Here is a 23,181-nt window from a genome sequence, read left to right as displayed (position 1 = left end):
CTCAAACCACATTTCGAGCACACTGAAGGAGGAGATATGCAAATCAAACGCCACGGAATCTCCATTGGCATGGAAAGAATTGATAATGATTTCTTCCTGTATATTAAAGCCGTTGGGCAACTAACCCATGAAGATTACGAGTACATCACGCCTTTGCTTGAGTATGCCCTTGAAGGGGTCAAAAAACCAAAAGTACAAATGCTGATTGATCTGCGGGATTTTGAGGGTTGGGGTCTGCACGCGATATGGGATGAATTTAAATTGACCCTGAAACATGGCAACGAGTTCTGTCGTATTGCTGTACTAGGAGATGAGGGCTGGCAGGAGCTGGCCACCAAAGTTGGTGGATGGTTTGTGAGTGGCGAAGTGCGCTACTTTGAAAAGCAGCACGAGGCCATGGACTGGCTATCACAGGCACTGGAAAAAGAGGCAGAAAAAAAAGGTGCAGAAAAGGAATTAGCTTTCTCCACACACTCCTGATAAGTAGTGGATTAACGGGGCGGTTACGCCCCCTTTTTTTGCCTAAAATAATCTCTTTAGACCTCGCATAAAAATCCAGCCTCAGTGGGACACCCGTTGAAACTTACTATCCCAGGATGGTGTCCCTATCAAAATATTATTGAGGCTCACCTCACTGCGACAAAATGAACAATAGATATTGTCATAATGCAATTTATTCGCATGCAGTGTATTAATAACATCTACCAAAGTTGGATCATCCTTTCCAACCCTGTGGCGAATAGTCAATAGATCAGCTTCCATAACAGGCTTTATATTAGCCAACATTTTTTGATGGATAGGGTTATTTGGATCGAGTGAAGAGTAATCTTGATTGTGCTTATGTGCATTATCCAGAGCATTTTGCACATCGGTATAAGATTCCCCTTTGATAAAAGGCCGAGTTACCCGCCCCAAAATTTGCCCGGTAGTGGTCCCATGGTATCCCTGGTACTTACTCAAAGTATAATTATGGCAAACCTTTCCTTTCTTAATCCATTCGTGATACTTCGCATTTCCAGAAAGCACACTGCTAATGCCCGGGTCACTTAAGGAATAACCATGGGGGGAGAAAAAGAAAATATTATCTCCCCCATGCCCGTTGGTGTAGAAATGCTGTTTGGTTGCAGCACCATGCGCAGAAATAACCAAATTGGAAGCCTCACCTAAGCGCTTCCCACTCGCAGTAAATATCTTAAATCTATCAAACTCTCTGACGGGCATAATCACTCCCTGGATTAGCAACTTATTTTTTTCGAATCATATACCCGCAATTGCTCAATGGCAAAAATTACGCCACTAAGCTTAACGGAGGAGCCATCAAGAAAAGATCTACCCAAAATTAATCGGATATTGAAAGGATGACCAGCGCTAGAAGAATATTCACATTTACGCGCAAGAATAGATCGATGGCGGGCAACGGCTAGAGCAGGCTATGGCTGGGGAATATTGGAGCACTAGCTAGCTACTAACCCCTTCCTTGAAACGCTCGTCAGTAAAAATTGGCGAGCTAATCTCCGCCTTCATTATCGTAACCGCAGTGAGTTCCAGCCACTTCACTGAGCCCAAGCAAGTCCTGAATCTGTACAACCCTGCCATTCACCTTGATAAACCCCTGTTTCTGAAAACGAGAAAACAGCCGACTGACCGTTTCCGCAGTCAAGCCCAGATAATTGGCTATATCTGTGCGCGGCATGGATAAAATAAATTCGCAGGAAGAATACCCGCGACTGGCGTAGCGGCTGGAAATATTCATTAGCAATGCGGCCAGACGGGTATCTGCGGATCGCTTGCCAAGTAACATTAATATTTCATTTTCCTTGCGTAGCTCTTCAGAAAAAATACTGTATATCTGTTGCTGTAGAGCCGGAATCTGTTGCGCTAACAATTCCAGTTGAGAAAATGGCAACAAGCAAACACTACTGTCTTCGAGTGCCTCGGCATAGCTTGAATGAACACGCGTACTGTAAGCATCGAGTCCAAGCAATTCTCCCGGTAAAGCAAAATGTGTTACCTGAGTGTCGCCATCAGCGGCTATTACGACATTTTTAAAACTGCCAGAACGGATTGCGTAGAGGTTTTGAAATGAATCGCCAACCCGGTATAGGGATTCCCCGGCCTTAATCAGCTTCTTTTTTCCCGTGACCTGTTCAAGGCGGTCAATATCAACTTGAGACAGGCCTGCTGGTATGCATAGGCGTCTGACGGAGCAATTACTGCAACTTACCGCTGTTGATGAATCAATCATGCCCAACTGGCCGGTTAAAATTTTGCAAAATTGTAACGGCATTGGCGGAGTGCGTCTTCACTTCGAAGCAAACTGCAAAATATTGGAAAAATTTTACTGAAATCAGCCAATTATATTTATCCCCGGCCTACTCTCCACAGCTTTTAAACAATTCCAATCTTTATTTACCTCAATAGAAATCTGACCGCCGGGTGCTATTCATCACAAATGGACAGTCAGAACTCTGGGCAAACAATAAAAACTGTGGGTATATCAGTGATTCGCGTGCAGCATGGAGTCTACCACCATTTTTTGCTGCGCTTTGCCACTAGGGTCCGCATCCGTTTTGTAAGCACAAAACTCATTGGCCCAAGAAGAGGTGCGAACCCGCACCGGCGGATCATCACTTTCAATCACCTCCAAAACCACTTGCGCCACCTGCTCAGCAGTCTGATAAAGGCGCGCCGTCTGCTCGGGTGTACGTTGCTGAATTCCCCCCAGATACTGCTCGAAAACGCCTCGATAATCCCCTTCAGGTACACCTCCATCCGCTTGCAATTGAGACAGAACACTATTGGCAAACTCGGAATAGATGCCTCCAGGCTCAACTGCAGTGAATTGAATATTAAAACTGGGCTGGATATAGCTGGCCATAGCCTCTGTGTACCCCTCTACAGCAAACTTGGCGGCACAGTAAAGTTCGTTGAACGGCTGCCCCACTAACCCGCCCACGGAGGAGATATTGATAATCCGACCGCTGCGCATCTTCCGCATATGGGGAAGTACCGCTTTGGTACAACGCACGACGCCATGGAAGTTCACATCCATTACCCACTGTATCTCTGCTTCAGTGGCCATCTCCGTGGTTTTCACAAAACCGGCGCCGGCATTATTGACCAATATATCGATGCGTCCCTGCTCCCGGATAATGGTATCCACAGCATTTTGAATAGTTGCCGTATTTTGCACATCCAGCGGTAAAACTCTAAGACTGTGACCACGATCAGCAACCTCAAGTAGTGGAGCCGCTTTTGCCAAATCTCTCATGGTGGCATAAACAACATATCCCAGATCCGCCATTTTAGCGGCCAAACTCTGCCCCAATCCCGTAGATGTCCCCGTAATCAATACAACCTTGCTCATAGCTTTCTCCTACCCGGAAAAAGTAAACTACCTGGTGTATATTACATCAACACACACACAAGTAAACCATATAGTTTACTTTATGCAAGATATTAGCATTCCTCAGCACTCTTAGCAGGGCCTAACCCAACAGGCATAAGACTGACTTTTCAGCCAGTGAGTAGAAACTGTTAAGATGGCCTCCAGTTTTATCTGGCTGCTTGATCAATGTAGCTTTCAGCTCAGGCAACAGCCCCAAATTTCTTTCCAATACAGTTATTACTATGAGCATCGCCGACCTGGATTTTATAAAAGCCCTGCCAAAGGCAGAGCTGCACCTGCACATTGAAGGCTCCCTGGAGCCAGAACTAATGTTCGAGCTAAGCCGACGCAATAAGATTGAAATCCCTTTTTCCAGCGTTGAAGAAATTAAGGCCGCCTATAAGTTTCACAATCTGCAGTCTTTCCTGGATATTTACTATCAGGGTGCCTCAGTCCTAATCCATGAACAGGATTTTTACGATCTGACCATGGCCTACCTGCAGCGCTGCCGTGAAGATAACGTTGTACATACAGAAATTTTCTTCGACCCCCAAACCCATACGGAAAGAGGCATTGATATCGGTGTGGTTATTCGGGGCATCCACAGCGCACTGAAAGATGCCGAATCCGAGTGGGGAATTAGCAGCCACTTGATCCTCTGCTTCCTGCGACATCTGAGTGAGGAAGAGGCTCTCTCTACCTTGGAAGCCGCCAAGCCCTACCTGGAATTTATTAAAGGCGTTGGTCTGGATTCCTCCGAATTAGGCCACCCGCCCAGCAAATTCCAGCAAGTCTTTGCCATGGCTAAAGAGTTAGGGCTGGAAAGGGTCGCCCATGCGGGAGAGGAAGGACCCGCTGAATATATTAAAGAAGCTCTGGATTTACTCGATGTAAGTCGGATAGATCACGGGGTGCGCTGTGTGGAAGATGAAACACTGATTGAGCGGCTGATAGATCAGGAGATTCCCCTCACTGTCTGCCCACTCTCGAACACTGCACTCTGTGTTTACGAGGATATGAACCAGCATCCAATTTTGCAGCTACTGGAACGCGGACTCTGTGTCACGGTAAATGCCGATGACCCGGCCTATTTCGGCGGCTACGTGAATCGCAATTACGTGGCATTGAGTGAAAGTCTGGGCATGACCAGGGAACAGGCTAAACAGCTGGCTATCAACAGCTTCAAGGCCAGCTATATTTCAGAGGATCAAAAACAAAAATGGGCTGAGGTGATTGCCTCTATTGAGACTGTTGCGGAAGTGTAAAAAAATCGTGAGAGGCCTGATCTTATACTCAACAGCAGGCCTCTTAGGTTAATTGGGACTCTTCAACGTTTGATGAGTCTTAATTAATCCTCATCGTAACCGTAATGGGTACCCGCCAGCTCGCTGAGACTGATCATATCTAGTATTTCCACTGCCCGGCCACTCACTTTAATCATCTTTTCTTTCTGAAAACGGGAAAATAATCGACTTACCGTTTCCGCCGTCAAACCCAGGTAATTGGCGATATCGGTGCGCGGCATAGAAAGTACAAATTCACTGTGGGAATAACCCCGGCGGGCATAGCGACTGGAAATATTAATCAGCAAAGCCGCTAAACGGGTATCCGCCGAGCGCTTGCCTAGCAGCATCAAAATATCATTTTCCTGGCGTAGCTCTTCGGAAAAAATACTATATATCTGCTTCTGCAACGCCGTAACCTGATTAGCCAGTAATTCCAACTGAGTAAAGGGCAACAGGCAGACACTGCTGTCTTCTAGCGCTTCGGCGTAGCTCGGGTGCACGCGGCTACTATAAGCATCTAACCCCAACAATTCTCCAGGCAAAGCAAAGTGGGTAACCTGAGTGTCGCCATCGGCTGCGATCACTACAGTTTTAAAACTGCCTGAACGAATAGCATAGAGATTCGCAAAAGGGTCACCGGACCGATATAAGCTCTCGCCGGCTTTTACAATTTTTTTACGGCGCGTAACCTGCTCTAGTCGATCAATATCTGCTTGAGATAATCCCGCAGGCAGGCATAAACGTCTAACCGAGCAGTTGCTGCAGCTAACCGCTACTGAGGAGTCCATCATACTAAACCAGCCGGTAAACTAATTTGCGGCTATTGTACCCGCTGTGCAGCCAATCGTCTCCCATAGAAAATTAAAGAACACGAGAATATTGCGCATCGGTTTGTTGGCTGTGTAGATAAATATCAAATGCCGAGGCGACATTGCGTACAAACCAGCGCCCCTGTTCCGTGACTACGATCTTTTTCTCATCCTGGTAAATAAGACCATCGTCAAACATAGGTTCAAGCCGCTCTAGCTCATGATAAAAATATGTATTAAAAGCTACGCCTGTACGACGCTCGGCCTCAACTTTATCCAGGCTTAGGCGACACATCAGTTCGGTAATAACCCACTGGCGCAACTTATCTTCATCACTCATTAACCAGCCTCGGCATGACGCATTACCCCGCTCGGCAACAGCCTGGGTATATTCCTTCAGGCGATGCAGGTTCTGCCAGAAACCATTACGACTGTAGCTGATTGCGGAAGCCCCCAATCCGACAAGTGCATCGGCGGGCATTAATGTATAACCCTGGAAGTTTCTTTGTAACATCCCCGCATGAGCGGCCTTGGCCAGTTCATCTCCCGGACGGGCAAAATGGTCCATACCGAGGAATTCATATCCGGCACGGCGCAGGTGCTCTACCGCAGCCAGCTGCATCGCTACTTTTTCTGAGGCGGAGGGAATGAGTTCCGTATCAATAAGGCGTTGAGCCTTAAAGCGATGGGGTAAATGCGCATAGTGGTAGAGGGCGATTCGGTCCGGCTGTAAATCCAGTACCTTATCCAGGGTGCTGTGCAGGCTGCTGAGGTTTTGCTTGGGCAGACCGTAAATCAAATCATAGGAAATAGATTCGAATCCCCGCTCGCGTGCCGCAACCGTCAGTTCGGTCACCTGATCAGCACTGCAAATTCGGTTGATGGATCTCTGCACTTCGATATCAAAATCCTGCACCCCCAGACTCAGGCGATTGAAGCCGAGCTCCCGCAGGGTATCCAAGGTCTCCAGCTCCAAAGTGCGCGGATCAGCCTCAATGCTATATTCCACTCCATCGCCGGGACGCAAATCGAAAATTTCACCCAGCCCTTCCATTAGGCGATGCATATCTCCATCGCTGAGGAATGTGGGAGTACCGCCCCCCAAGTGCAACTGGGTAACTGGTACCTGGGCTACTCTATCCCGATACCAGCGCGCCTCCTCTAAAAGGTTATCTAGGTAACTGGAGGCAAGACCGTATTGAGAGGTTATTACTTTGTTGCAGGCGCAGAAATAACAGAGAGAGCGACAAAAGGGGATGTGTACATACAGGGATAAGCTGCGAATATCCCGAAGAGCATCCCAGGGTTTGATACTGCCATCCAGTGGCTTAAATCTATCGGCTGTGGGATAAGAGGTGTAGCGTGGGCAGGGGCCGCTATAGCGGGACAACAGCTCTTCCGATAGGCCACCCATACTGCTTTTTGTCTCTTGCATCATATTTCTACAACCTCAATCAAATGTTTGCGACAGCCCCCGCACAAACTAAAAGGCAGCCGCCGAGTTCTCACCGGGAAAACCGCAGCGACTGCCACACCCCAAAACTAGAGTGTTGCCACCTTAGAAGCGGTAGCCGAGACCTGCCATATAAACCAGCGGATCGATATCAACATTGGCAGTCACTTTACCTATGCCAGGTACCTTGACGGTGGCGTCAGTTTCGATATCCATCCAGAACACAGACATATTGAACAACCAGCGCTGATCGGCGCCGAAGGCGAAGTCGATGCCCGCTTCGGCAGCTAGACCGAAAGAGTTATCCAGGGACAGTTTGGAATCACCGGTGGCACCAATACTTTTAAGCGCTGCATTGCCAGAGCTATTGATCTCTTCATCGAAGAAAGCGGTGTAGTTCACCCCCAGACCGACATAAGGCTGGATAGCGGATTGAGTATCCATTGGGTACCACTGCACTAACAAAGTGGGTGGCAGGTGCTTTGTTTCACCCAGATCAAAGTTGCCAAGACCTTCGCCAACAACTTCGATATCGTGACTGAAAGGCGTTGCGGCAACCAGCTCCACACCCCAGTGATCGCGGAACATATACACACCGGTCAGGCCCAGAGCAGAGCCGTTATCTACATCAACACCGGTATTAGGTTGAGCAGCCCCATTAACAGACAGTGCGCTGGAACTGGTGTCGGGCGCTACTGTGGCCATACCACCGCGCAAAATAAAGCTACCCTCTTCGTAGGCCAGTACCGGTGCAGAAAGTACGGCGGTCAAGGCGGCTGTCGCACAAGCAGTTATACGATTCATTAACTTCTCCATACATAGCGATTTAGCATTTTTCCCGACTTTGGAAGGCCCCCTCCAGGCACAATCACAAGTCGCAGGCAGGTTAACCGCTGGCTGCAATCCTGAGCTTGATCCAAATCAAGCTGTCGGATTTCGCGGAATTAAAAGCAGCGTATTGCCCACAACACTTGTCTGGCCAAATATCAGGGACATTCCAAGCGGGGCGGCGAAGATAGCGATTGGGGTGCGCTGAAGGAACGGGGAGGGTGTTAGTAATTGGTACCTATTGCCAATTTTGCGAACTGGTACGAATTTTTAACGTTAGATGACATATAGACACGCCCCCTCTCCATCACTGGCCGGCACCAATCAACGGAGAGGGGGAGGGAGAAGGGAAAAGAGAGAGCACGGAAGCCAGGTAACTTCTAGGCTACCAAGTCAGACCACCCGCCGGGCGGCGGAACATATTCTGGATGCTGGAAAAATCCAATTTCTGGTTTTCTTCACTGGCGCCGTGCAGCTGATAGAGGTTTTTTGCCAGAGCCCCCATAGGCGTGGAAGAGGCACTGGTAGCCGCCGCATCCATGGCGAGCCCCAGGTCTTTCAGCATCAACGCCACGGTAAAGCCACCAGCGTAGCCATTTGCCGCCGGCACATTTTCCATTGCGCCAGGGTAGGGGTTGTAATTGGCCAGGGACCAATTGTTGCCTGAGCTCTGCATCATGATCTCGCTCAGTACCTTTGGGTCCAATCCCTTATCCACACCCAACTGCAGGGCTTCGGCGGTGCCAGTCATATGGATAGCCAGAAGCAGGTTGTTACAAATTTTTGCCACCTGCCCTGCCCCTGCGCCACCGGCATGAAAAATCTTGGCGCCCATCGCCTGTAGCGGCGCCCGCGCGGCATCTACTGCCGCCTCCTCACCCCCACACATAAAGCACAAGCTGCCCGCCTGGGCTGCTGCGGTACCCCCCGAAACTGGCGCATCAATGGCAAGCAGGCCCCGCTCAGACGCAGCTTCATCCACCTGACGGGCATCTTCCGCAGAGATGGTTGAGCAATCGATAATCAGAGTATTCTCAGCCAGGTGATTCAGCAGCCCCTCTTCTCCCAGGTAGAGGCTTTTTACCGCCGCACCACTGGGCAGCATTGAGACCACAATAGTGGCCCCCTCAGCCGCCTGCAGCGGGGACTCACAAGGCGTGCAACCATCTTCTTGCGCCTGCGCCAGAGCCCTGGGATTGAGATCGAAAGCCGCCACGCTATACCCGGCCTTCACCAAGTTGGCCGCCATAGGGCCACCCATATTCCCCAGACCAAAAAAGGCTATCTTTTCCATAAAAGCCACTCCATATTTTGTTGTTGGTATCCCGTGCGTAAAGCGGCCCGGGTCGCTTTATAGATCCGCAAGTGGATGCGCTCCGCCCCAGGGCGCGCTAAAGCAGCTCTCCAGCTGTTGCGGGCTAATCTCCTCCAAGCTCTGAGGCTGCCACTTTGGCGTACGATCCTTATCGATCAATAGAGCCCGCACCCCCTCCTTCAAATGGCCACTGGCACAGAGGTTTACCGCGAGCGCCAACTCCATCCGAAACACATCGGCCAAAGATAAGTGGCGCGCTCGACGCAACTGCTCCCATACCACCCAAGGGGTCAGTGGTGAACCACCGGCCAGGGTGGTGGCGGCGCGCTGCAACCATTTATCCACCCCTTGATAGGCGCTGATTGCCGCGCAAACCTCCGGCAGGCTGGCAAAGTCCGTGAGCTGTTGAATCTGGTCGTAGTGTTCGCGCAACTGCGACTCCGGCCGCTGCAAGGGAGAGAGCTCGCAACTCTTAAGGCAGTCACTAATTAGACGGTGGTTAATTGCGTTCTCAGCCGAATAATCCAACGCAGCCAGTGCCGCCAACACGGTCTCGCGTTGGTCCTGCGCAATAATTCGGTCGGCCATACCGGCAAACAGGGCATCGGCCCCATTAAACTGGGCCCCTGTCAGCCCCAAAAAAAGACCCAGGCGGCCCGGCATACGGTTCAGGAACCAGCTACCGCCCACATCGGGAAATAAGCCGATAGTGATTTCTGGCATCGCCATACGCGTGGTTTCAGTCACAATACGATGGCTGGCACCGGCCATAATGCCGATACCACCCCCCATCACAATACCGCCACCCCAGACCACGATTGGCTTGGTATAGGTGTGTATTTGGTAGTCCAGACGATATTCGCGCGAGAAGAATTCGGTCGTGTAACGATATTCCGGCGGCTCACCGTAGGCGGCCGATTGCTCGTACAGTGCCACCACATCGCCCCCGGCACAGAGGGCTTTATCACCACTGCCGTCTATCCATACGGCGGCCACCGCATCATCATCAGCCCATTGATCTAACTGGGCTGAGAGCAGGTCAATCATCTGCAGGTTGAGCGCATTGAGCGCCTTGGGCAGGTTGAGGGTCGCGATCGCCAGTGCACCGCGCCGGGAGAACAACACCGGGGAGTCCTGATCCATTGCTATCTGTCTTATTGCTCTTGTACTAATTAGCGTCGCAGTTAAGCACATATCAGATTCAACGTCAGCCACACGCGAGTACAGCGGCGACAGGCGCAGGGGTGCAGTTGCACTTTTTACGCAAACTGATAAGTTGCGCGCAAAATCTGAGCGATTGCAACACCCAGTTACGGAACCCCAAATGGCTGAATACGTATACACCATGAACCGGGTGGGCAAAGTAGTGCCCCCCAAACGCGAAATTCTGAAGGACATCTCCCTTTCCTTCTTCCCCGGCGCCAAAATCGGCGTACTGGGCCTGAACGGTGCCGGTAAATCCACCTTATTGCGCATTATGGCCGGGGTCGACCAGGACTTTAACGGCGAAGCCCGCGCCATGCCGGGCATTAAAGTTGGCTATCTGCCCCAGGAACCGCAGCTCGACGCCAGCAAGACCGTGCGCGGCAACGTGGAAGACGGCGTGAGGGAAGCCATCGACGCCCTCGCCGGCCTGGAACAGGTCTATGCCGATTACGCCGAGCCCGACGCAGACTTCGATGCCCTTGCGAAGAAACAGCAGCAATTCGAAGACATCATCCAGGCCTGGGACGCCCACAACCTGGAGCACCGCCTGGAAGTCGCCGCAGACGCCCTGCGCCTGCCGCCTTGGGACGCCGACGTTAACAACCTATCTGGTGGTGAAAAGCGCCGTGTGGCCCTGTGCCGCCTGCTGCTGTCGCGCCCTGATATGCTGCTGCTGGATGAGCCCACCAACCACCTGGATGCGGAATCCGTATTCTGGCTGGAGCGCTTCTTGCACGACTTCACCGGCACCGTAGTGGCCATCACCCACGACCGCTACTTCCTCGACAATGTTGCCGGCTGGATTCTGGAACTGGACCGCGGCCACGGTATCCCCTGGGAAGGCAACTACACCACCTGGCTGGAACAGAAAGAGAAGCGCCTGGAGCAAGAGCAGCGCGGCGAACAGGCCCGCGCCAAAGCTATGCAGAAGGAGCTCGAGTGGGCCCGCCAAAACCCCAAGGGCCGCCAGTCCAAGAACAAAGCCCGCCTGTCCCGTTTGGAAGAAATGCAATCCCAGGACTTCCAGGCCCGCAACGAGACCAACGAAATCTACATTCCACCCGGTGAACGTCTCGGCGACAATGTGATTGAGTTTAAAGAGGTGAGCAAAGGCTTCGGCGAGCGCCTGTTGATCGACAACCTGTCTTTCCGCGTACCCAAGGGCGCGATTGTGGGTATCGTCGGCGGTAACGGTGCCGGTAAGTCCACCCTGTTCCGCATGATCAGCGGCACCGAGCAACCGGACTCCGGTGAAATCAAGATCGGTGAAACCGTCAAGGTCGCCTACGTTGAACAGGGCCGTGAGAACCTGGACGACAGCAAGACCGTTTGGGAAGCCATTTCAGACGGCCACGATATGCTCAAGATCAACAACTACGAAGTGGGCTCACGCAACTACGTAGGCCGCTTTAACTTCAAGGGCAGTGACCAGCAGAAGCGCGTAGGCGAACTCTCCGGCGGTGAGCGCGGGCGCCTGCACCTGGCCTACACCCTCAAGCAGGGCGCCAACGTATTGTTACTAGATGAACCCTCCAACGACCTGGATATCGAAACCCTGCGCGCCCTGGAAGAAGCCCTGCTCAACTTCCCCGGCTGCGCCCTGGTGATCTCGCACGATCGCTGGTTCCTGGACCGCGTTGCCACACATATCCTCGCCTATGAGGGTGAGAGTGAAGCCGTTTTCTTCGAGGGTAACTACAGCGAGTACCACGAGGACTTCGTTCAGCGCAAAGGCGAAGATGCCGCCCCGCATCGGATGCATTATAAGAAGCTGAAGACCTAAGAATAAAAAAGCCCGCGAAATGCGGGCTTTTTTAACAAGATTTATAAGCTCAAGTATCAACAATATAAAATTAGCAAAATAAGATCTGGCAATTACTAACTTATAGAATCACTTAAGAATACGAACCTCATTTGAATACCAAAAATAAATTAATCTTCATCTGGCATTGCAATAACTACATCAGGCCCCGCATTAATATCTGTCTCAGAATACATATTGAATCTCCCTTTAGAAGTTGAATACAGCCCTTAACTATTCTTAGCTAAGTACACAGTATAGATTAACCCGAATTTAGCCTACCGCACCATACTTAACCAAAAATTATGGGTGAGCGATCACAATTAAACTATTCGAATATTTTTGCACACAATGGAACGATTGTCTTAAGTTGCCCGGATCCAAGGCTGCAAAACTCTCATCTAGTACTAACAACTCAGCATTCTGCAAAAGTGCTCTAGCAATAAACAAGCGACTCATTTCCCCGTGAGATAATCTCCAGCCCATTTCTCCCACGGTTTGCAACATTCCAGCCGGCATTTTTTTAAGTAGTGGACTAAGCCCTAGTACGTCACAAATTTTATAGGCTCTTCTTATACTTTCAGGCTTAGGAGGCCAGTCATCACCCATCAATAAATTAAATAAGAAAGAATCACCTAGTACGTAATTCTCATGAAATTGAGGTGCCGATGCAACTTGTCTACGCCAATGTTGCACACCCATACTGGGTCTATCGTACCCATTAATGAGCAAAAGCCCCTCTCTTTGCTTTTGGATACCTGTTATCACATTCGCGAAAGTAGATTTACCCGAACCCGAAGCCCCCTGTAATATTATGCGATCGCCTGGATAAATACTTAGATTACAGTTTTTTAAGGCCGCCCTGTCTTGATTCGGGTAGCTAAAACTTAAGTCACTGATATAACATAAAGGTTGCTTAGATCCTGTCATATTCCCTGGCAATTTATCAGCCCTAGAAAGCTTGCAAAACCCCGGTTTTGATGGAGCCTCCAAGGAAAAAAGTTCACAGACTTTTTCCCATGCTACAAGAGCACTGAGCCCACTGGAGAATCCGCTTATACATTTCAGCACTGCACGATAACCGAGTAGCATCCCCCCCAAAGCCGCAGCGATTTGACCACTCTCGGCGTTACCAATAACAAAAATTGGTACAAGGCTCACTATTCCCAGCAGCAGCCAAATACGTGGCAATACTGCAGTTAGATGAGTCAAATTGCTATCCATAGCATTCGAGCTACGCAAATACTCTTCCAGCTCCTGATCTTCGCCCCGATGCCAATCCACTGCCTCTTGTTGTGCCAAACGAGTTCGGTGGCCGAGCATTTTCTCAATTAAGCGATGAGTCATACTCAAGCGTTGATTGGTCCAATGTCGACGAGCCTGGTATTGGCTACGTCCTAGAGCAAAGGCTATAAGTAAAAAAATGATCAAGACCCCTAACAATAGCGGGGCTCCGATACTTAGCAGTAGCACGATGGAAGCCATTCCCAACTCTACACCGCCAAGAAGTAGCAAAAAGCTCGCCTGCAGAGCGCTGGTTTCTATGTTTTCTGCATCATACACACGCCCAAGTATCTGCCCAGACCCCATATGACGCACCTTGCCTGGATCTATTCGCAAAGCGCTGGCGAGCAAGCGCTTTTTAAGTAAGGCACCAGTTTCCAGCGAGATTGAACCTTTTAACCGGGCGGTAAAGAGCGAAAGGGGGATCTGTGTTATCAGCAATAGCAACCAGGCAATTAGCCAACCGCTATCAACATAACCGTCAAGAACAGCACGACCTATCAACCACCAGCTGACAATGAATAAGACCATTTGCAGCGTGTGGCAGGCAATCATGCTCAAAAAGCGAAAATGTTGACGTCGCTGGCGTAGCTGCTGCCAGAAAGGGCGATGAGCCGGTTGACGCAACAGCCAGCAATCGTCGATTTGTAATTCTGCCAAATTTACCAACAATAATGCTTCGGCAGCTTTCTCACGCCGCTGCCCAGCTATATTGGTACTGTCGAGTAGACTTGTAATACGCTCGCGCTGGGGTGCCTCCTGCGCGCTTATCAGCGCACTGATTACTTGTCTTGGACGCAGCTTTAAAACTTTTTGGGATGGTGAAAGAATATGTAAAAAACGGCGGTCACTGCCGCATAAAGCAACGAAATATTCATCAGTTTCAAAGCGCACCCGCAGCAGGGCCGGTGCAGCACGCACCAGCATATGCTCCAGCTCTCCATATTTACAACTAACTTGCTCAATTTTTAAATCCAGAGCCTCTGCCTGTAAGTGCAGACGGATATCTATATCTTTATGTACTTCCGTGTTGGAGTCGTAGTCAGTTGCTGCTGGCTCTAGGCCAGTACACAAAGCCAGGGACTTTAGGGCACTATCTAATTGAGCCGTGGGCCAACAAAGGTGGGGTAGCTTTCTAAGGGAATCTTCAGATTTCACAAGCTACCTCTTGAGACTGCGCCACACCACTATTTTGCGACCGCTCTTTTATTTCAGGTTGAACCTCGGTGATTCGCCCTTCCTTCATATAAAGGTGGCGCCAATCTGTGCTCTGCCAACATTCCTGCCAAAGATTCTTTTCCGCGGCAAGAAGTTGGGCATATCTGGACTGAGTTTGCGCTTCCAGGTTTGTGGGTCTGCCATCCTCAATTATTTGCCCATCTTCCACCACTAATACGCGGGGAAAATCTCTAGTTTCAGAAATATCGTGGGTGATACAAATTAGCGTGGTGTCTTTCCAAAACTGCCGCACGCGATTGAGCAAGCGCTGGCGCTGTCCACGGTCAAGTCCGCGAAACGGCTCATCTAAAATGGCGCAGATTGGAGACTCTCGACCCAGAGCGCGACCTAACCGCACACGCTGCCCCTCTCCTCCACTAACAAGCGCACCACTTTCCCCTAAGTTGCTCTGTAAACCATCGGGCAGGGAAGCCACTAAATTTAATAGATCGGCCTGCTGTAATATTGGGTACAAGGAAGTAGAGGAATTGTTGCCGTAATGCAAGTTATCCAGCAAACTGCTATTCCAAAGTTGGATCGCAGGGTCAACCCAAGCACAGCGTCGGCGAAAGCGGGACTGCAATTCACCCTGCAGCTCTTCGCCATTGAGCAATAGGCTACCAGTCGCTGGTTTATACCAGCCCAACAATAAACCAGCCAAGCTCGATTTGCCCGCACCGGATGAGCCAACAATTGCGATATGCTCTCCGGGAGCAACATCCAGATTAATATTCTTGAGAATGCTTTGGCCACTAGCTTTAACGCTGACATTATCAAAGCGAAAAGACGCAGCTCCTTTTAAGGGCTGCCCCTTTTCATTGCTAGACGTCTCTTCACTGTTATCAACTGTGGCCGCCTGCAGCGACTCCAAAGCCCTCAACAGAGTATTTCGCTGGCGAGGGTAGCTCCGCATTAGTTGCGCGATATCTTCCCCCAATGGTGGCAGCGCCAGTACCCAGTAAATTAATAGGAGCAGATCGGGGCTTGCCCCGCGGACCTGGACACAATAAATCACTAGCGCACAGGTAAGAATCCCGTTAACAATCAATTGTACGGCTTGACTATTCAGTTGAAACCGCAAAGATGAGTAGCCGGCTTTAATCCACTCGGTTAATAAGCTTTCGTGTTCACGGCGAACGGATTCCCCTGCGCCATGTGTGCGTATTGGAATGACCCCCAGCAGCGCATCCATATAAAACCTAGCCAAGGCGCCAGCGTGAGTTTGCACATGCATATTATGATCGCTGAGTACAGGCAAGAAGAGCAGTGGAATAACTACTTGCAACCCAGCCATTAATAACACCAAGGGTGCGGCAGCGGGCGCAATCCAAATAATGCCAACCGCTGTAGCGAGTAATGACAGGCTCTTGAAGAGTATTCCACCTCCCAGCAATGGCAGTTCTCTTAGAGCAACTATTCGGTGACTTCTCTCTGCGGTATCCGATGTGGGACGGCTTTGAAAAAAATGGTCGGGAATTTTCGGCAGGGAAGAGAGAAAACGTATGCGAAAGCGGTTTTCCAGATGTCTACCAATCCTTAATTGCAGCTTGGTCATCGGCAATTGCACGAGTATAAGCGTTAGCATAAACCCCAATAACAAAATGACCGCACTCAATCTCTGCACCTCGGTGGTCAGTTCCGTGTGAATATCGATCAAACCACGAAACAGTAATGCTTCAACCATCACACCAAGTACTGCGGCCAACATTGCTATTAGTACTATGCTTGGAGCAAGTAGACCATCCTCACGCAAAAACCCCCATAATTGCTGGAATGGGTTTATCGGTTGTGCTTGCAAAGCTTTGTTTAAGGCCTCGGACTTAGGCTTGACCTCCTCCCGAACCCCTCTCACGCTGACAATTACAGCGCCACTAAACTCCAACAACTCTGGCTCTAACTCAACAGTATTCGCTTCGTCAGTGCCAGGAGGGCGGGAAGGTTGCACACACCAATAGCTCTGCGGCACCAGGTCATAAGCGTTGCTAAAATCTTCTGTTAAGTCCCCCATCAGCCTTTGCAATAACGCACTGGTTTCTGCCCCTCGTCGCACCGCACCTGAGTCAACGAGTGCTGCCAACATTCTTACACTGGCATCTAGGAAAGCCAGGGAGAGCCAATCTCCTCGCTTCAGGGCCCGCTCACACACGGCTTCGCTGATAGATTTTGAAATTCTTAACTGCCCTATCCGCTCTCGCAGGGGATCGATAAAATCTTTTCCGCCAGCCCAGCTTCGCCACCCTTGTGGTGGAACGCGCATAGTATGGATATGCAGCTCATCGAGAAAACATCGCGCACTCGGCCAACGCCTTCCCGAGGCTGGGTCCATAACCTGTATAATTCCACTATGATTGCGCCAAGCCACAACAAAGTGTGTGTTACCGTTGGGCAGACGTACTACCACCAATCCCGGTAGGTAACCTGCTGAATCTAATAATAAGTGATCTTTGGGCACGACCATCTGTGCCGCATCCAACCCCAGCTCAACCGCAATTTTTTCCAGGGTGTTAATAGAGGTGCCGTCCACATCGGTTTGGCAGGCATCACGTAAATGGCCGTAATGCACATTCACCCCAAAGCCTTCAAGCAAGCACTTAAGAGACGCCGGGCCACAATCCATATTGGAAGTTTGAACGACCTCGGGAACCAGCCAGCGGGTTTTTCCCTTCACTACGGGGTCTCCAACGAATTTGCGCTACTACCAGCTTGCCCCGATAACAAGTCGCCAGCCCTCTGCAATAGCAGCTGATAGGGGGTCTTTACTCCGGTGGCGATCTCTACCCTTGCTGGTAGGTCATGTAATAGGGGTAATTTGGGGGGGATCTCTCCCTGTAAAGATAACTCAACGAGGATTTTTCCTTTTTGCACCGCGCTGGCCACCCGCTCTACCCGAGCCTGTAACTGGCCATAACGCGCCCAGGAAAACCCATCCAGTTTTACCCGCGCACTCTGTCCCGGACGGATATGTCCAAGAGCAAGAGCGGGAGGGAAAAACGCCTGCACGCTGATATTACCCTCGGCTTGTAATGTGGCAACTTGTTGCCCCGCGAGTAAAACCTCTCCTTCCCGAATATCTGCCAGCGAAGCAAGCTTACCCGAGATAGGCGCTCGCAGACGCTGCTCATCTACAGCCAGAGTGCTCTGCTGCATGCGAGTATCCACTTCAGCCAGCTGTCTTTGGGTGTCTGCTCGACGCTGCCCCAATTCACTCACTGATAACTGGTACTCATTAGCCAATTGCTCCTGGCGATCATTGGCTGCACTTATTGCTGCTTCCGATGCTAGAGTGGCCATGGCCATTTGCTGATAGGTTCGCTTGGCAGCGAGGTAATCAAGTTCAGAGCTTTGCTGTTTTTCCAGTAGACGCTTATAGCGCTCTGCCACATCCGCCTGAATTTGCTGATTACTCTTCTGAAGCTTGTGCTGCTCTTGAAGCAGCCTCAACTGATCTCTTAAAGCTTTATTATCTTCGGCAAATTTTCTAGCCAGCAATTCCTCTTCACGATCTATTGCCAATAACTGATCTGAAAGTCGCTGCGATACTCGACTATCGCCAACCAGATCCAGAGCAAATGCCTTGGTATCCAGCTCTATTAATAAGTCCCCCTGGTTTAAGGTATCACCCAGAGAAGCTGCGATAGTGATGACCCTTCCGGCCCGCTGAGTACTGACATGAACTGTATTCTGTTCTTGCTCAAGCCTGGCCTGGTCACTAATACTGTAAACCGTGATCTCCTTAAATAGGAACCATAAACCCCAGCCCACCATTAGAAATACACCCAAGGTGCTTATCAGCCCAAGAGAGTAGATTGAATCAGAGTTAATCGCGCGGGAAGTTTGAATAAACGGTGTTGGCAATACAATTCACCCAGTCCGTACCAATTAAGGCGAGTAAAATAATTATTTCTGGTTTTGCGAAGCCAGCATGGGCTGTGATCCGCGGGGCCAAATCTAATTCTCTGGTATCGGATAGTCAAATTCGAGAAAATTTTGTTTGCCTGGACGGAGTCACAAACTTCTCAAACACCTCGTATTAACTCAAGTACACCAGGAAATACTGAACAAAAGCAATTGAGTGACGGATCAGATCCTCATTAGATAAAGACTGTTCACTTGGAAGTGGGCAGAAACGCTATATTGATAAGAGTCCCTGAAGTTTTCTACGGATCCAGTATGCTTTGCTAGGTATAGAGACAATATGAATACCGTCAAATGACTAAAACGTTTGTCCTTGTACACGGTTTGTTTCATGGCGGCTGGTGCTGGTCGAAGGTCCGACAGAGGCTCATGAGGGCAGGTCACATTGTCTTTAGCCCAACACAAACAGGCCTGGGAGAACGTCGGCACCTTCTTTCCCCAAGTGTGGGCATCGATACCTTTATTGACGATAAAGTCAATTTAATCATATGGGAGGAATTACAAGAAATATCGCTGGTAGGGCACAGTTTTGGTGGTATTACGATCTCCGCAGTAGCCGATAGATTAAGAGATCGCATTCGGCATCTAGTTTTCCTGGATGCCGCTATCGCTCAGGATGGCCACTGTTTCTATGAGCAGTTACCAGAGCAAAATAGGGCCCAACGTCTGGCTAATAGCCAGCTCGTTAAGGGAACCCGATGCTTTATGCCAACATCCGCCTCAAGTTTTGATATAACTAACCCGAATGACATCGCCTGGGTAGAACGCCACCTTACTCCCCACCCGGTGAAAACCTATTTAGACCCTGTAAAGATGTCAAAGCCTGCAGGAACAGGATTAGACTGCTCCTATATAGTCTGCAGTAAACCGATACATCCCTCATTTTCATTGAGTCGACACTGGGCAAAAACCCAAGAAAAGTGGAAAATTAAATACATAACGACGGGACACAGCGCTCCCATTACTGACCCAGGTATTGTCACTGATATCTTGACAAACTTAGCTTAGCCACTCGCTTCTTAGCAGAACTCAACAACCATGGGAAAGAAATAGGAAAATTGCTTAAATTATTTTGCTATATCTCACCCTAAACAATGATATTTATCTTTACCACTCCATTAATTTACAAAACCAATACTCATTCTTGGGAAGCTATCAACCCATTAACTAACAGCTACACTCTATGTAGACAAGCTGTGTGAAGAAGAAAAAGTTTCTTCTAATAGGTCCACCAGGAATCCCACGTATGTCCAGCTGCAAAATATTTGTAGAGTCTTCAAAATCAGTTCCAGAGTCAGCAACAAGAATATTTGGTGAAATATTGACGAACAATTTGGAAATACAAGAAATAAAATTGCCTGTTGCTGTGATCGAATCCAAGCAGGTTATACCATCGGGTTGCTACATTGAAATTCTCTGCAGCAAAACACCTCACCGGACCCACAAGATATTGCAAAGCATGGCCATTGAGTTGGACGAGACGGCCAGAAGGTTATTTCAAATTGAAGAGCCTGTCGGAGTAAGAATTCAAATGGTAGATGAAGATTTTTTATTAGGTGTGAACTAAGATAGGAAATGGAAAATTACTGAAATTAGAAAAAAGGAAGTCCTCCCTTTAGAGAAGACCTCCTGCAATCACATATTAATTTATAATAATTTTTCAGCTAGAACCTTGCACTTGCTCCAAATCGAAAATACCGGGGGGTCTGATACTCTTGATTTATACCCCAGTCCGGATCTACAATTCCTGGATTCAATTCAGCAAATTCATAAACTTCAGTTTCAGCATCTGCATCAAGTAGATTGAACACTTCAGCCCTCAGCTCAACATCAGCTAGGCCAACACGGGTATTATAAATAAGAGATAAATCTATTTGATTTACCCAACTGGTTCTCCCTCTACTGCCACGTTTCATTCTGATTAAGTTTCCGTTTGGATCTGTTAAATAATAGGTGTCTCCATAAGACGGAGTACCATTTGGGTGGCCAACGCCAAAGGAATTTATAGGTCGCCCTGACTGTAAGAGGAAATTCCCCCCCAAAAGAAGATTTTCCATAATTTGGTAGCTACCGTAAATCTTGAACTTATGCGTTCTATCATTAGGTAAGTACCCATCTGCTCCATCCATTAACTCAGGAAAATCAAAATCTTGGGTAATCCCAGCATCGTCCTGAGCATTATCCGACTTCACATAACCTTCAGTGTTACCCTTACTCTGAGACCAAGAATAACTGGCACTTAATCCCCAAACACCATCAAAGGCCTTCTTAGCAGAAAACTCCAACTCCCTATAAGTTCTTTTGGCTTCGGGATAATTTAGTAAGTCTGCCGAAAAGGTTGTCATCTCAAGCTCACCAGTACCATATCGATCATAGGGTATAGTGATATCATTTCCTGGATTGGCAAGTACATAGCCATGAGCATCTCCTGTATGGGCATAACCCAAAGCATCAACAGCATGATCAATACTTACATCATCAATGTGAGATTTTAGGTCGCGATAAGTTGCTTTTATCCCTAGAGTCCACTCATTATTTAAGAGTTTTTCGAAGCCAAGAATAATTTCATCCTGGTACATCGGCTCCAAATCTCTGTCTGACAGCTGTTTACTATCTGGAACCTCGCCACTTGAAGTGACCTGGACCGAGCCGATCTCTTCTGTAGTAGGCACCCCATCTACACCTACACTTGTAGGCGCTATCGTTTTAGGGTCATACTCTCCATCAAACACAAAATACCGTTGAAGCCCTAACTCTCCCCCAGACAAACGCACATTGGTATTTGATGCAACTGGCATAAAGTAGCGGCCCCAGCTACCAAACATCCTTGACTCCCCATCGCCGATAGGATCCCAGGAAAAACTTAGTCTCGGCGCCCACTGATCATCAATTTCAATAAATGTATCGCCCTCTCCATTGTAATTAGAAAAGGTTTCATTACGAATTCCTGCACTTACAGTAAGGGTATCAGTAATATCCCATGTATCTTCAATATATAAAGCCTTGGATTCCACTTCAAAGTCACCGGAAACTTCACCTAGTCGATACCGTACAATATGTACTTCTGATTCATCATCATGTACATCGGGGACTATCCCACCATTAGAAAGCTCCGTACCAGGTAAAGCCGTATAATAACGGTAATAAACTCCACCATCAGCACGCAATCCAGTACCTGAATAAGTCTCAGCTGAAGTCGAGGAATTGTTTTCTTGATCATACCCAAAGCGAACTGTGTGATCCCCTAGCACTAATTCAAAGTCAATACGATCAGCCACACGCTCATCCCCTCCTGTTTGAGGCCTAGCACTTGCCTCACATCCAGGAAAAGTAGAAGAATTCCCTGGTATTGCCCCATCACTAGTATCCACAACATAGGGGCATTCCATGTCAGTAGTACTGGTGGTGGTCAAAGAGTACTCATTTTGACCATGAAGAAGAGAGACACTTAAATTATCCGTTATCTGGCCATCATAACGAACCAGCCAGTTATCTCCACCACGCTTATCCCAAACAGTCCCCTTTTTTCCTTGCTTTTTAGTATTATAGTAATCGTAATTAGATTGATTGTTTTCCCTAGTACGCTTATCCGAAAACTGCACATAAGAAAGAATATGATTGTCGGTAACGTTCCAGGTTAAATTTACACCCCAAAAATCATCACCAATTTCTCTTTTATTAAACGTTTCAGGATCTGATCTAGTTGTAAACTCTTCCATGGTTTCTTGCTGCTCATAAAGCGCATAGAAAAATAATTTATCCGGGATAATAGGGCCACTTACGTAATAATCAGTTGTATACTTGGATTCCTCATTTTCTGAATTTAAATCGTAAAGAGTACCATCTGTTGAAAACGTATTTGGCGCTTCCGAGCGCAATGCTGCTGGCTCATAATAAGCGACCACACCATATTCAAACTCATTAGTACCTTTCTTTGTAACGGCATTAAACACTCCACCCAAAGACCTACCAAACTCAGCACTATAACCGCCTGTTTTGATTTGGAATTGGTCATAAAACTCAAAAGGTACCGATGCTCCACCTAGCCCATTACGAAAATTAGTAACATTCATTCCATCAATATAATAGGCGTTCTCCCCAACAGAAGCACCGCCAAATGATATCAAGTCTTTATCTTCACCAAATCCAGAATCCCCAAGAACCGTACCAGGGGCGAGCAAAGCAACCGACTCAATATTACGAGCAACCGGCAGCATTTCTATATCTGACAAACCAATATTCAGTGAAGATTCTGCTGTACCAGTGCGAATCTGGGGAATTGCCTCCCCTAATACAACCACCTCTTCCAAGTCACCAAAAGTTAATGGTATATCCAATTTGGTAGAGCTACCGATAGTAACGGAAACGGCTTCAATCACTGCAGGTTGATAGCCGTCCTTCTGAACAGTCACCTTGTAAATACCAGTGGGCAAATTTACTCTAAAATCATTATCCCCACCGGTAGACATAGTTCTTTTGAAGCCATTCTTATCGTTTTCGATAATAATAGTAGCGTTACTCAGGTCCCCCCCACCACTGCTGATAACTGTTCCATCAATAGTACCATTCACATTACCTGCCGCTAGTGCCTGCCCTCCGATTAACGGCACACTTATGGTTGCTGCTAACAGCGTCCGCTTAAAATTCGTCATAAAGCCATCCTTTTGATTATCAATCA

General features: G+C 48.6%; 17 protein-coding genes. 5 read left to right on the top strand and 12 right to left on the bottom strand.

Annotated features, from left to right (window positions below; genetic code table 11):
- The first annotated feature begins 36 nt into the window (after window positions 1-36).
- Window positions 37-480 (top strand): SpoIIAA family protein, encoded by a 444-nt coding sequence (locus tag ACXAFI_RS01905; protein ID WP_152454919.1) that lies wholly within the window; start codon window positions 37-39, stop codon window positions 478-480.
- An 81-nt stretch (window positions 481-561) separates the two neighbouring features.
- Here ACXAFI_RS01905 and ACXAFI_RS01900 read toward each other — a convergent pair whose 3' ends face one another.
- The 3 genes from ACXAFI_RS01900 to ACXAFI_RS01890 all read right to left on the bottom strand — a co-directional run bounded on the left by ACXAFI_RS01900 (window position 562) and on the right by ACXAFI_RS01890 (window position 3,367).
- Entirely contained in the window at window positions 562-1,221 is a 660-nt protein-coding gene (locus tag ACXAFI_RS01900; protein ID WP_152454920.1) for a putative adhesin, read from the bottom strand.
- A gap of 286 nt (window positions 1,222-1,507) precedes the next feature.
- Complete coding sequence (fnr, locus tag ACXAFI_RS01895) at window positions 1,508-2,245, bottom strand: fumarate/nitrate reduction transcriptional regulator Fnr (protein ID WP_475107467.1); 738 nt, start codon at window positions 2,243-2,245, stop codon at window positions 1,508-1,510.
- Window positions 2,246-2,497: 252 nt separating this feature from the next.
- Window positions 2,498-3,367: an SDR family oxidoreductase gene (locus ACXAFI_RS01890; protein WP_475107466.1), complete on the bottom strand. Its 870-nt coding sequence runs from the start codon at window positions 3,365-3,367 to the stop codon at window positions 2,498-2,500.
- Window positions 3,368-3,630: 263 nt separating this feature from the next.
- Here ACXAFI_RS01890 and ACXAFI_RS01885 point away from each other — a divergent pair, with 263 nt between their 5' ends.
- Window positions 3,631-4,653, top strand: coding sequence for an adenosine deaminase (locus tag ACXAFI_RS01885; protein ID WP_475107465.1), 1,023 nt, complete (start codon window positions 3,631-3,633; stop codon window positions 4,651-4,653).
- Window positions 4,654-4,736: 83 nt separating this feature from the next.
- Here ACXAFI_RS01885 and fnr (ACXAFI_RS01880) read toward each other — a convergent pair whose 3' ends face one another.
- From fnr (ACXAFI_RS01880) to ACXAFI_RS01860, 5 genes are all read right to left on the bottom strand, one after another.
- Entirely contained in the window at window positions 4,737-5,465 is a 729-nt protein-coding gene (fnr, locus tag ACXAFI_RS01880) for a fumarate/nitrate reduction transcriptional regulator Fnr (protein ID WP_152454922.1), read from the bottom strand.
- A 70-nt stretch (window positions 5,466-5,535) separates the two neighbouring features.
- Window positions 5,536-6,921 carry an oxygen-independent coproporphyrinogen III oxidase gene (gene hemN, locus ACXAFI_RS01875; protein ID WP_475107464.1) on the bottom strand — a complete coding sequence of 462 codons (1,386 nt, stop codon included), beginning with the start codon at window positions 6,919-6,921 and terminating at the stop codon, window positions 5,536-5,538.
- Between the two features lie 120 nt (window positions 6,922-7,041).
- On the bottom strand, window positions 7,042-7,740 hold the full coding sequence (locus ACXAFI_RS01870; protein ID WP_475107463.1) for an OmpW/AlkL family protein: 699 nt from the start codon (window positions 7,738-7,740) through the stop codon (window positions 7,042-7,044).
- 409 nt (window positions 7,741-8,149) lie between these two features.
- Window positions 8,150-9,058 carry a 3-hydroxyisobutyrate dehydrogenase gene (gene mmsB / locus ACXAFI_RS01865; RefSeq protein ID WP_475107462.1) on the bottom strand — a complete coding sequence of 303 codons (909 nt, stop codon included), beginning with the start codon at window positions 9,056-9,058 and terminating at the stop codon, window positions 8,150-8,152.
- Between the two features lie 57 nt (window positions 9,059-9,115).
- A complete protein-coding gene (locus ACXAFI_RS01860; RefSeq protein WP_475107461.1) occupies window positions 9,116-10,222 on the bottom strand; it encodes an enoyl-CoA hydratase/isomerase family protein in 1,107 nt (368 codons plus the stop codon).
- A gap of 181 nt (window positions 10,223-10,403) precedes the next feature.
- Here ACXAFI_RS01860 and ettA point away from each other — a divergent pair, with 181 nt between their 5' ends.
- The gene (gene ettA, locus ACXAFI_RS01855; protein WP_475107460.1) at window positions 10,404-12,068 is read left to right on the top strand and encodes an energy-dependent translational throttle protein EttA; all 1,665 of its coding nucleotides are present in this window, start codon (window positions 10,404-10,406) and stop codon (window positions 12,066-12,068) included.
- A gap of 321 nt (window positions 12,069-12,389) precedes the next feature.
- Here ettA and ACXAFI_RS01850 read toward each other — a convergent pair whose 3' ends face one another.
- Genes ACXAFI_RS01850 through ACXAFI_RS01840 form a run of 3 tightly spaced genes read right to left on the bottom strand, consistent with a single transcriptional unit; the run spans window position 12,390 to window position 18,353 of the window.
- Complete coding sequence (locus ACXAFI_RS01850) at window positions 12,390-14,528, bottom strand: ATP-binding cassette domain-containing protein (RefSeq protein WP_475107459.1); 2,139 nt, start codon at window positions 14,526-14,528, stop codon at window positions 12,390-12,392.
- Window positions 14,518-17,256, bottom strand: coding sequence for an ATP-binding cassette domain-containing protein (locus ACXAFI_RS01845; RefSeq protein ID WP_475107458.1), 2,739 nt, complete (start codon window positions 17,254-17,256; stop codon window positions 14,518-14,520). The genes ACXAFI_RS01850 and ACXAFI_RS01845 overlap by 11 nt, the downstream gene beginning before the upstream one ends.
- Window positions 17,256-18,353, bottom strand: a complete 1,098-nt coding sequence (locus tag ACXAFI_RS01840) for an HlyD family secretion protein (protein ID WP_475107457.1) — start codon at window positions 18,351-18,353, stop codon at window positions 17,256-17,258. The genes ACXAFI_RS01845 and ACXAFI_RS01840 overlap by 1 nt, the downstream gene beginning before the upstream one ends.
- A gap of 444 nt (window positions 18,354-18,797) precedes the next feature.
- On the opposite strand from ACXAFI_RS01840, the gene ACXAFI_RS01835 reads away from it, so the two are divergent.
- Together ACXAFI_RS01835 and ACXAFI_RS01830 are read left to right on the top strand one after the other, a co-directional pair.
- Complete coding sequence (locus tag ACXAFI_RS01835; protein ID WP_475107456.1) at window positions 18,798-19,511, top strand: alpha/beta hydrolase; 714 nt, start codon at window positions 18,798-18,800, stop codon at window positions 19,509-19,511.
- A gap of 238 nt (window positions 19,512-19,749) precedes the next feature.
- Window positions 19,750-20,070, top strand: coding sequence for a hypothetical protein (locus tag ACXAFI_RS01830; protein WP_475107455.1), 321 nt, complete (start codon window positions 19,750-19,752; stop codon window positions 20,068-20,070).
- A 97-nt stretch (window positions 20,071-20,167) separates the two neighbouring features.
- Here the strand turns inward: ACXAFI_RS01830 and ACXAFI_RS01825 are convergent, their stop codons facing one another.
- A complete protein-coding gene (locus tag ACXAFI_RS01825) occupies window positions 20,168-23,155 on the bottom strand; it encodes a TonB-dependent receptor (RefSeq protein WP_475107454.1) in 2,988 nt (995 codons plus the stop codon).
- Window positions 23,156-23,181: the final 26 nt, after the last annotated feature.

The organism is Microbulbifer sp. ABH2_005 (assembly GCF_056160005.1).
Note: the sequence above shows the minus strand (reverse complement) of the source record. Positions and strands in the feature narration are given on the sequence as shown.

Coding starts and splice junctions, on each gene's coding strand:
- ACXAFI_RS01905 (WP_152454919.1), top strand. CDS start 37: ATGCAAATCAAACGCCACGGAATCTCCATTGGCATGGAAAGAATTGAT.
- ACXAFI_RS01900 (WP_152454920.1), bottom strand. CDS start 1,221: ATGCCCGTCAGAGAGTTTGATAGATTTAAGATATTTACTGCGAGTGGG.
- fnr (WP_475107467.1), bottom strand. CDS start 2,245: ATGATTGATTCATCAACAGCGGTAAGTTGCAGTAATTGCTCCGTCAGA.
- ACXAFI_RS01890 (WP_475107466.1), bottom strand. CDS start 3,367: ATGAGCAAGGTTGTATTGATTACGGGGACATCTACGGGATTGGGGCAG.
- ACXAFI_RS01885 (WP_475107465.1), top strand. CDS start 3,631: ATGAGCATCGCCGACCTGGATTTTATAAAAGCCCTGCCAAAGGCAGAG.
- fnr (WP_152454922.1), bottom strand. CDS start 5,465: ATGATGGACTCCTCAGTAGCGGTTAGCTGCAGCAACTGCTCGGTTAGA.
- hemN (WP_475107464.1), bottom strand. CDS start 6,921: ATGATGCAAGAGACAAAAAGCAGTATGGGTGGCCTATCGGAAGAGCTG.
- ACXAFI_RS01870 (WP_475107463.1), bottom strand. CDS start 7,740: ATGAATCGTATAACTGCTTGTGCGACAGCCGCCTTGACCGCCGTACTT.
- mmsB (WP_475107462.1), bottom strand. CDS start 9,058: ATGGAAAAGATAGCCTTTTTTGGTCTGGGGAATATGGGTGGCCCTATG.
- ACXAFI_RS01860 (WP_475107461.1), bottom strand. CDS start 10,222: ATGGATCAGGACTCCCCGGTGTTGTTCTCCCGGCGCGGTGCACTGGCG.
- ettA (WP_475107460.1), top strand. CDS start 10,404: ATGGCTGAATACGTATACACCATGAACCGGGTGGGCAAAGTAGTGCCC.
- ACXAFI_RS01840 (WP_475107457.1), bottom strand. CDS start 18,353: ATGGTGGGCTGGGGTTTATGGTTCCTATTTAAGGAGATCACGGTTTAC.
- ACXAFI_RS01835 (WP_475107456.1), top strand. CDS start 18,798: ATGACTAAAACGTTTGTCCTTGTACACGGTTTGTTTCATGGCGGCTGG.
- ACXAFI_RS01830 (WP_475107455.1), top strand. CDS start 19,750: ATGTCCAGCTGCAAAATATTTGTAGAGTCTTCAAAATCAGTTCCAGAG.
- ACXAFI_RS01825 (WP_475107454.1), bottom strand. CDS start 23,155: ATGACGAATTTTAAGCGGACGCTGTTAGCAGCAACCATAAGTGTGCCG.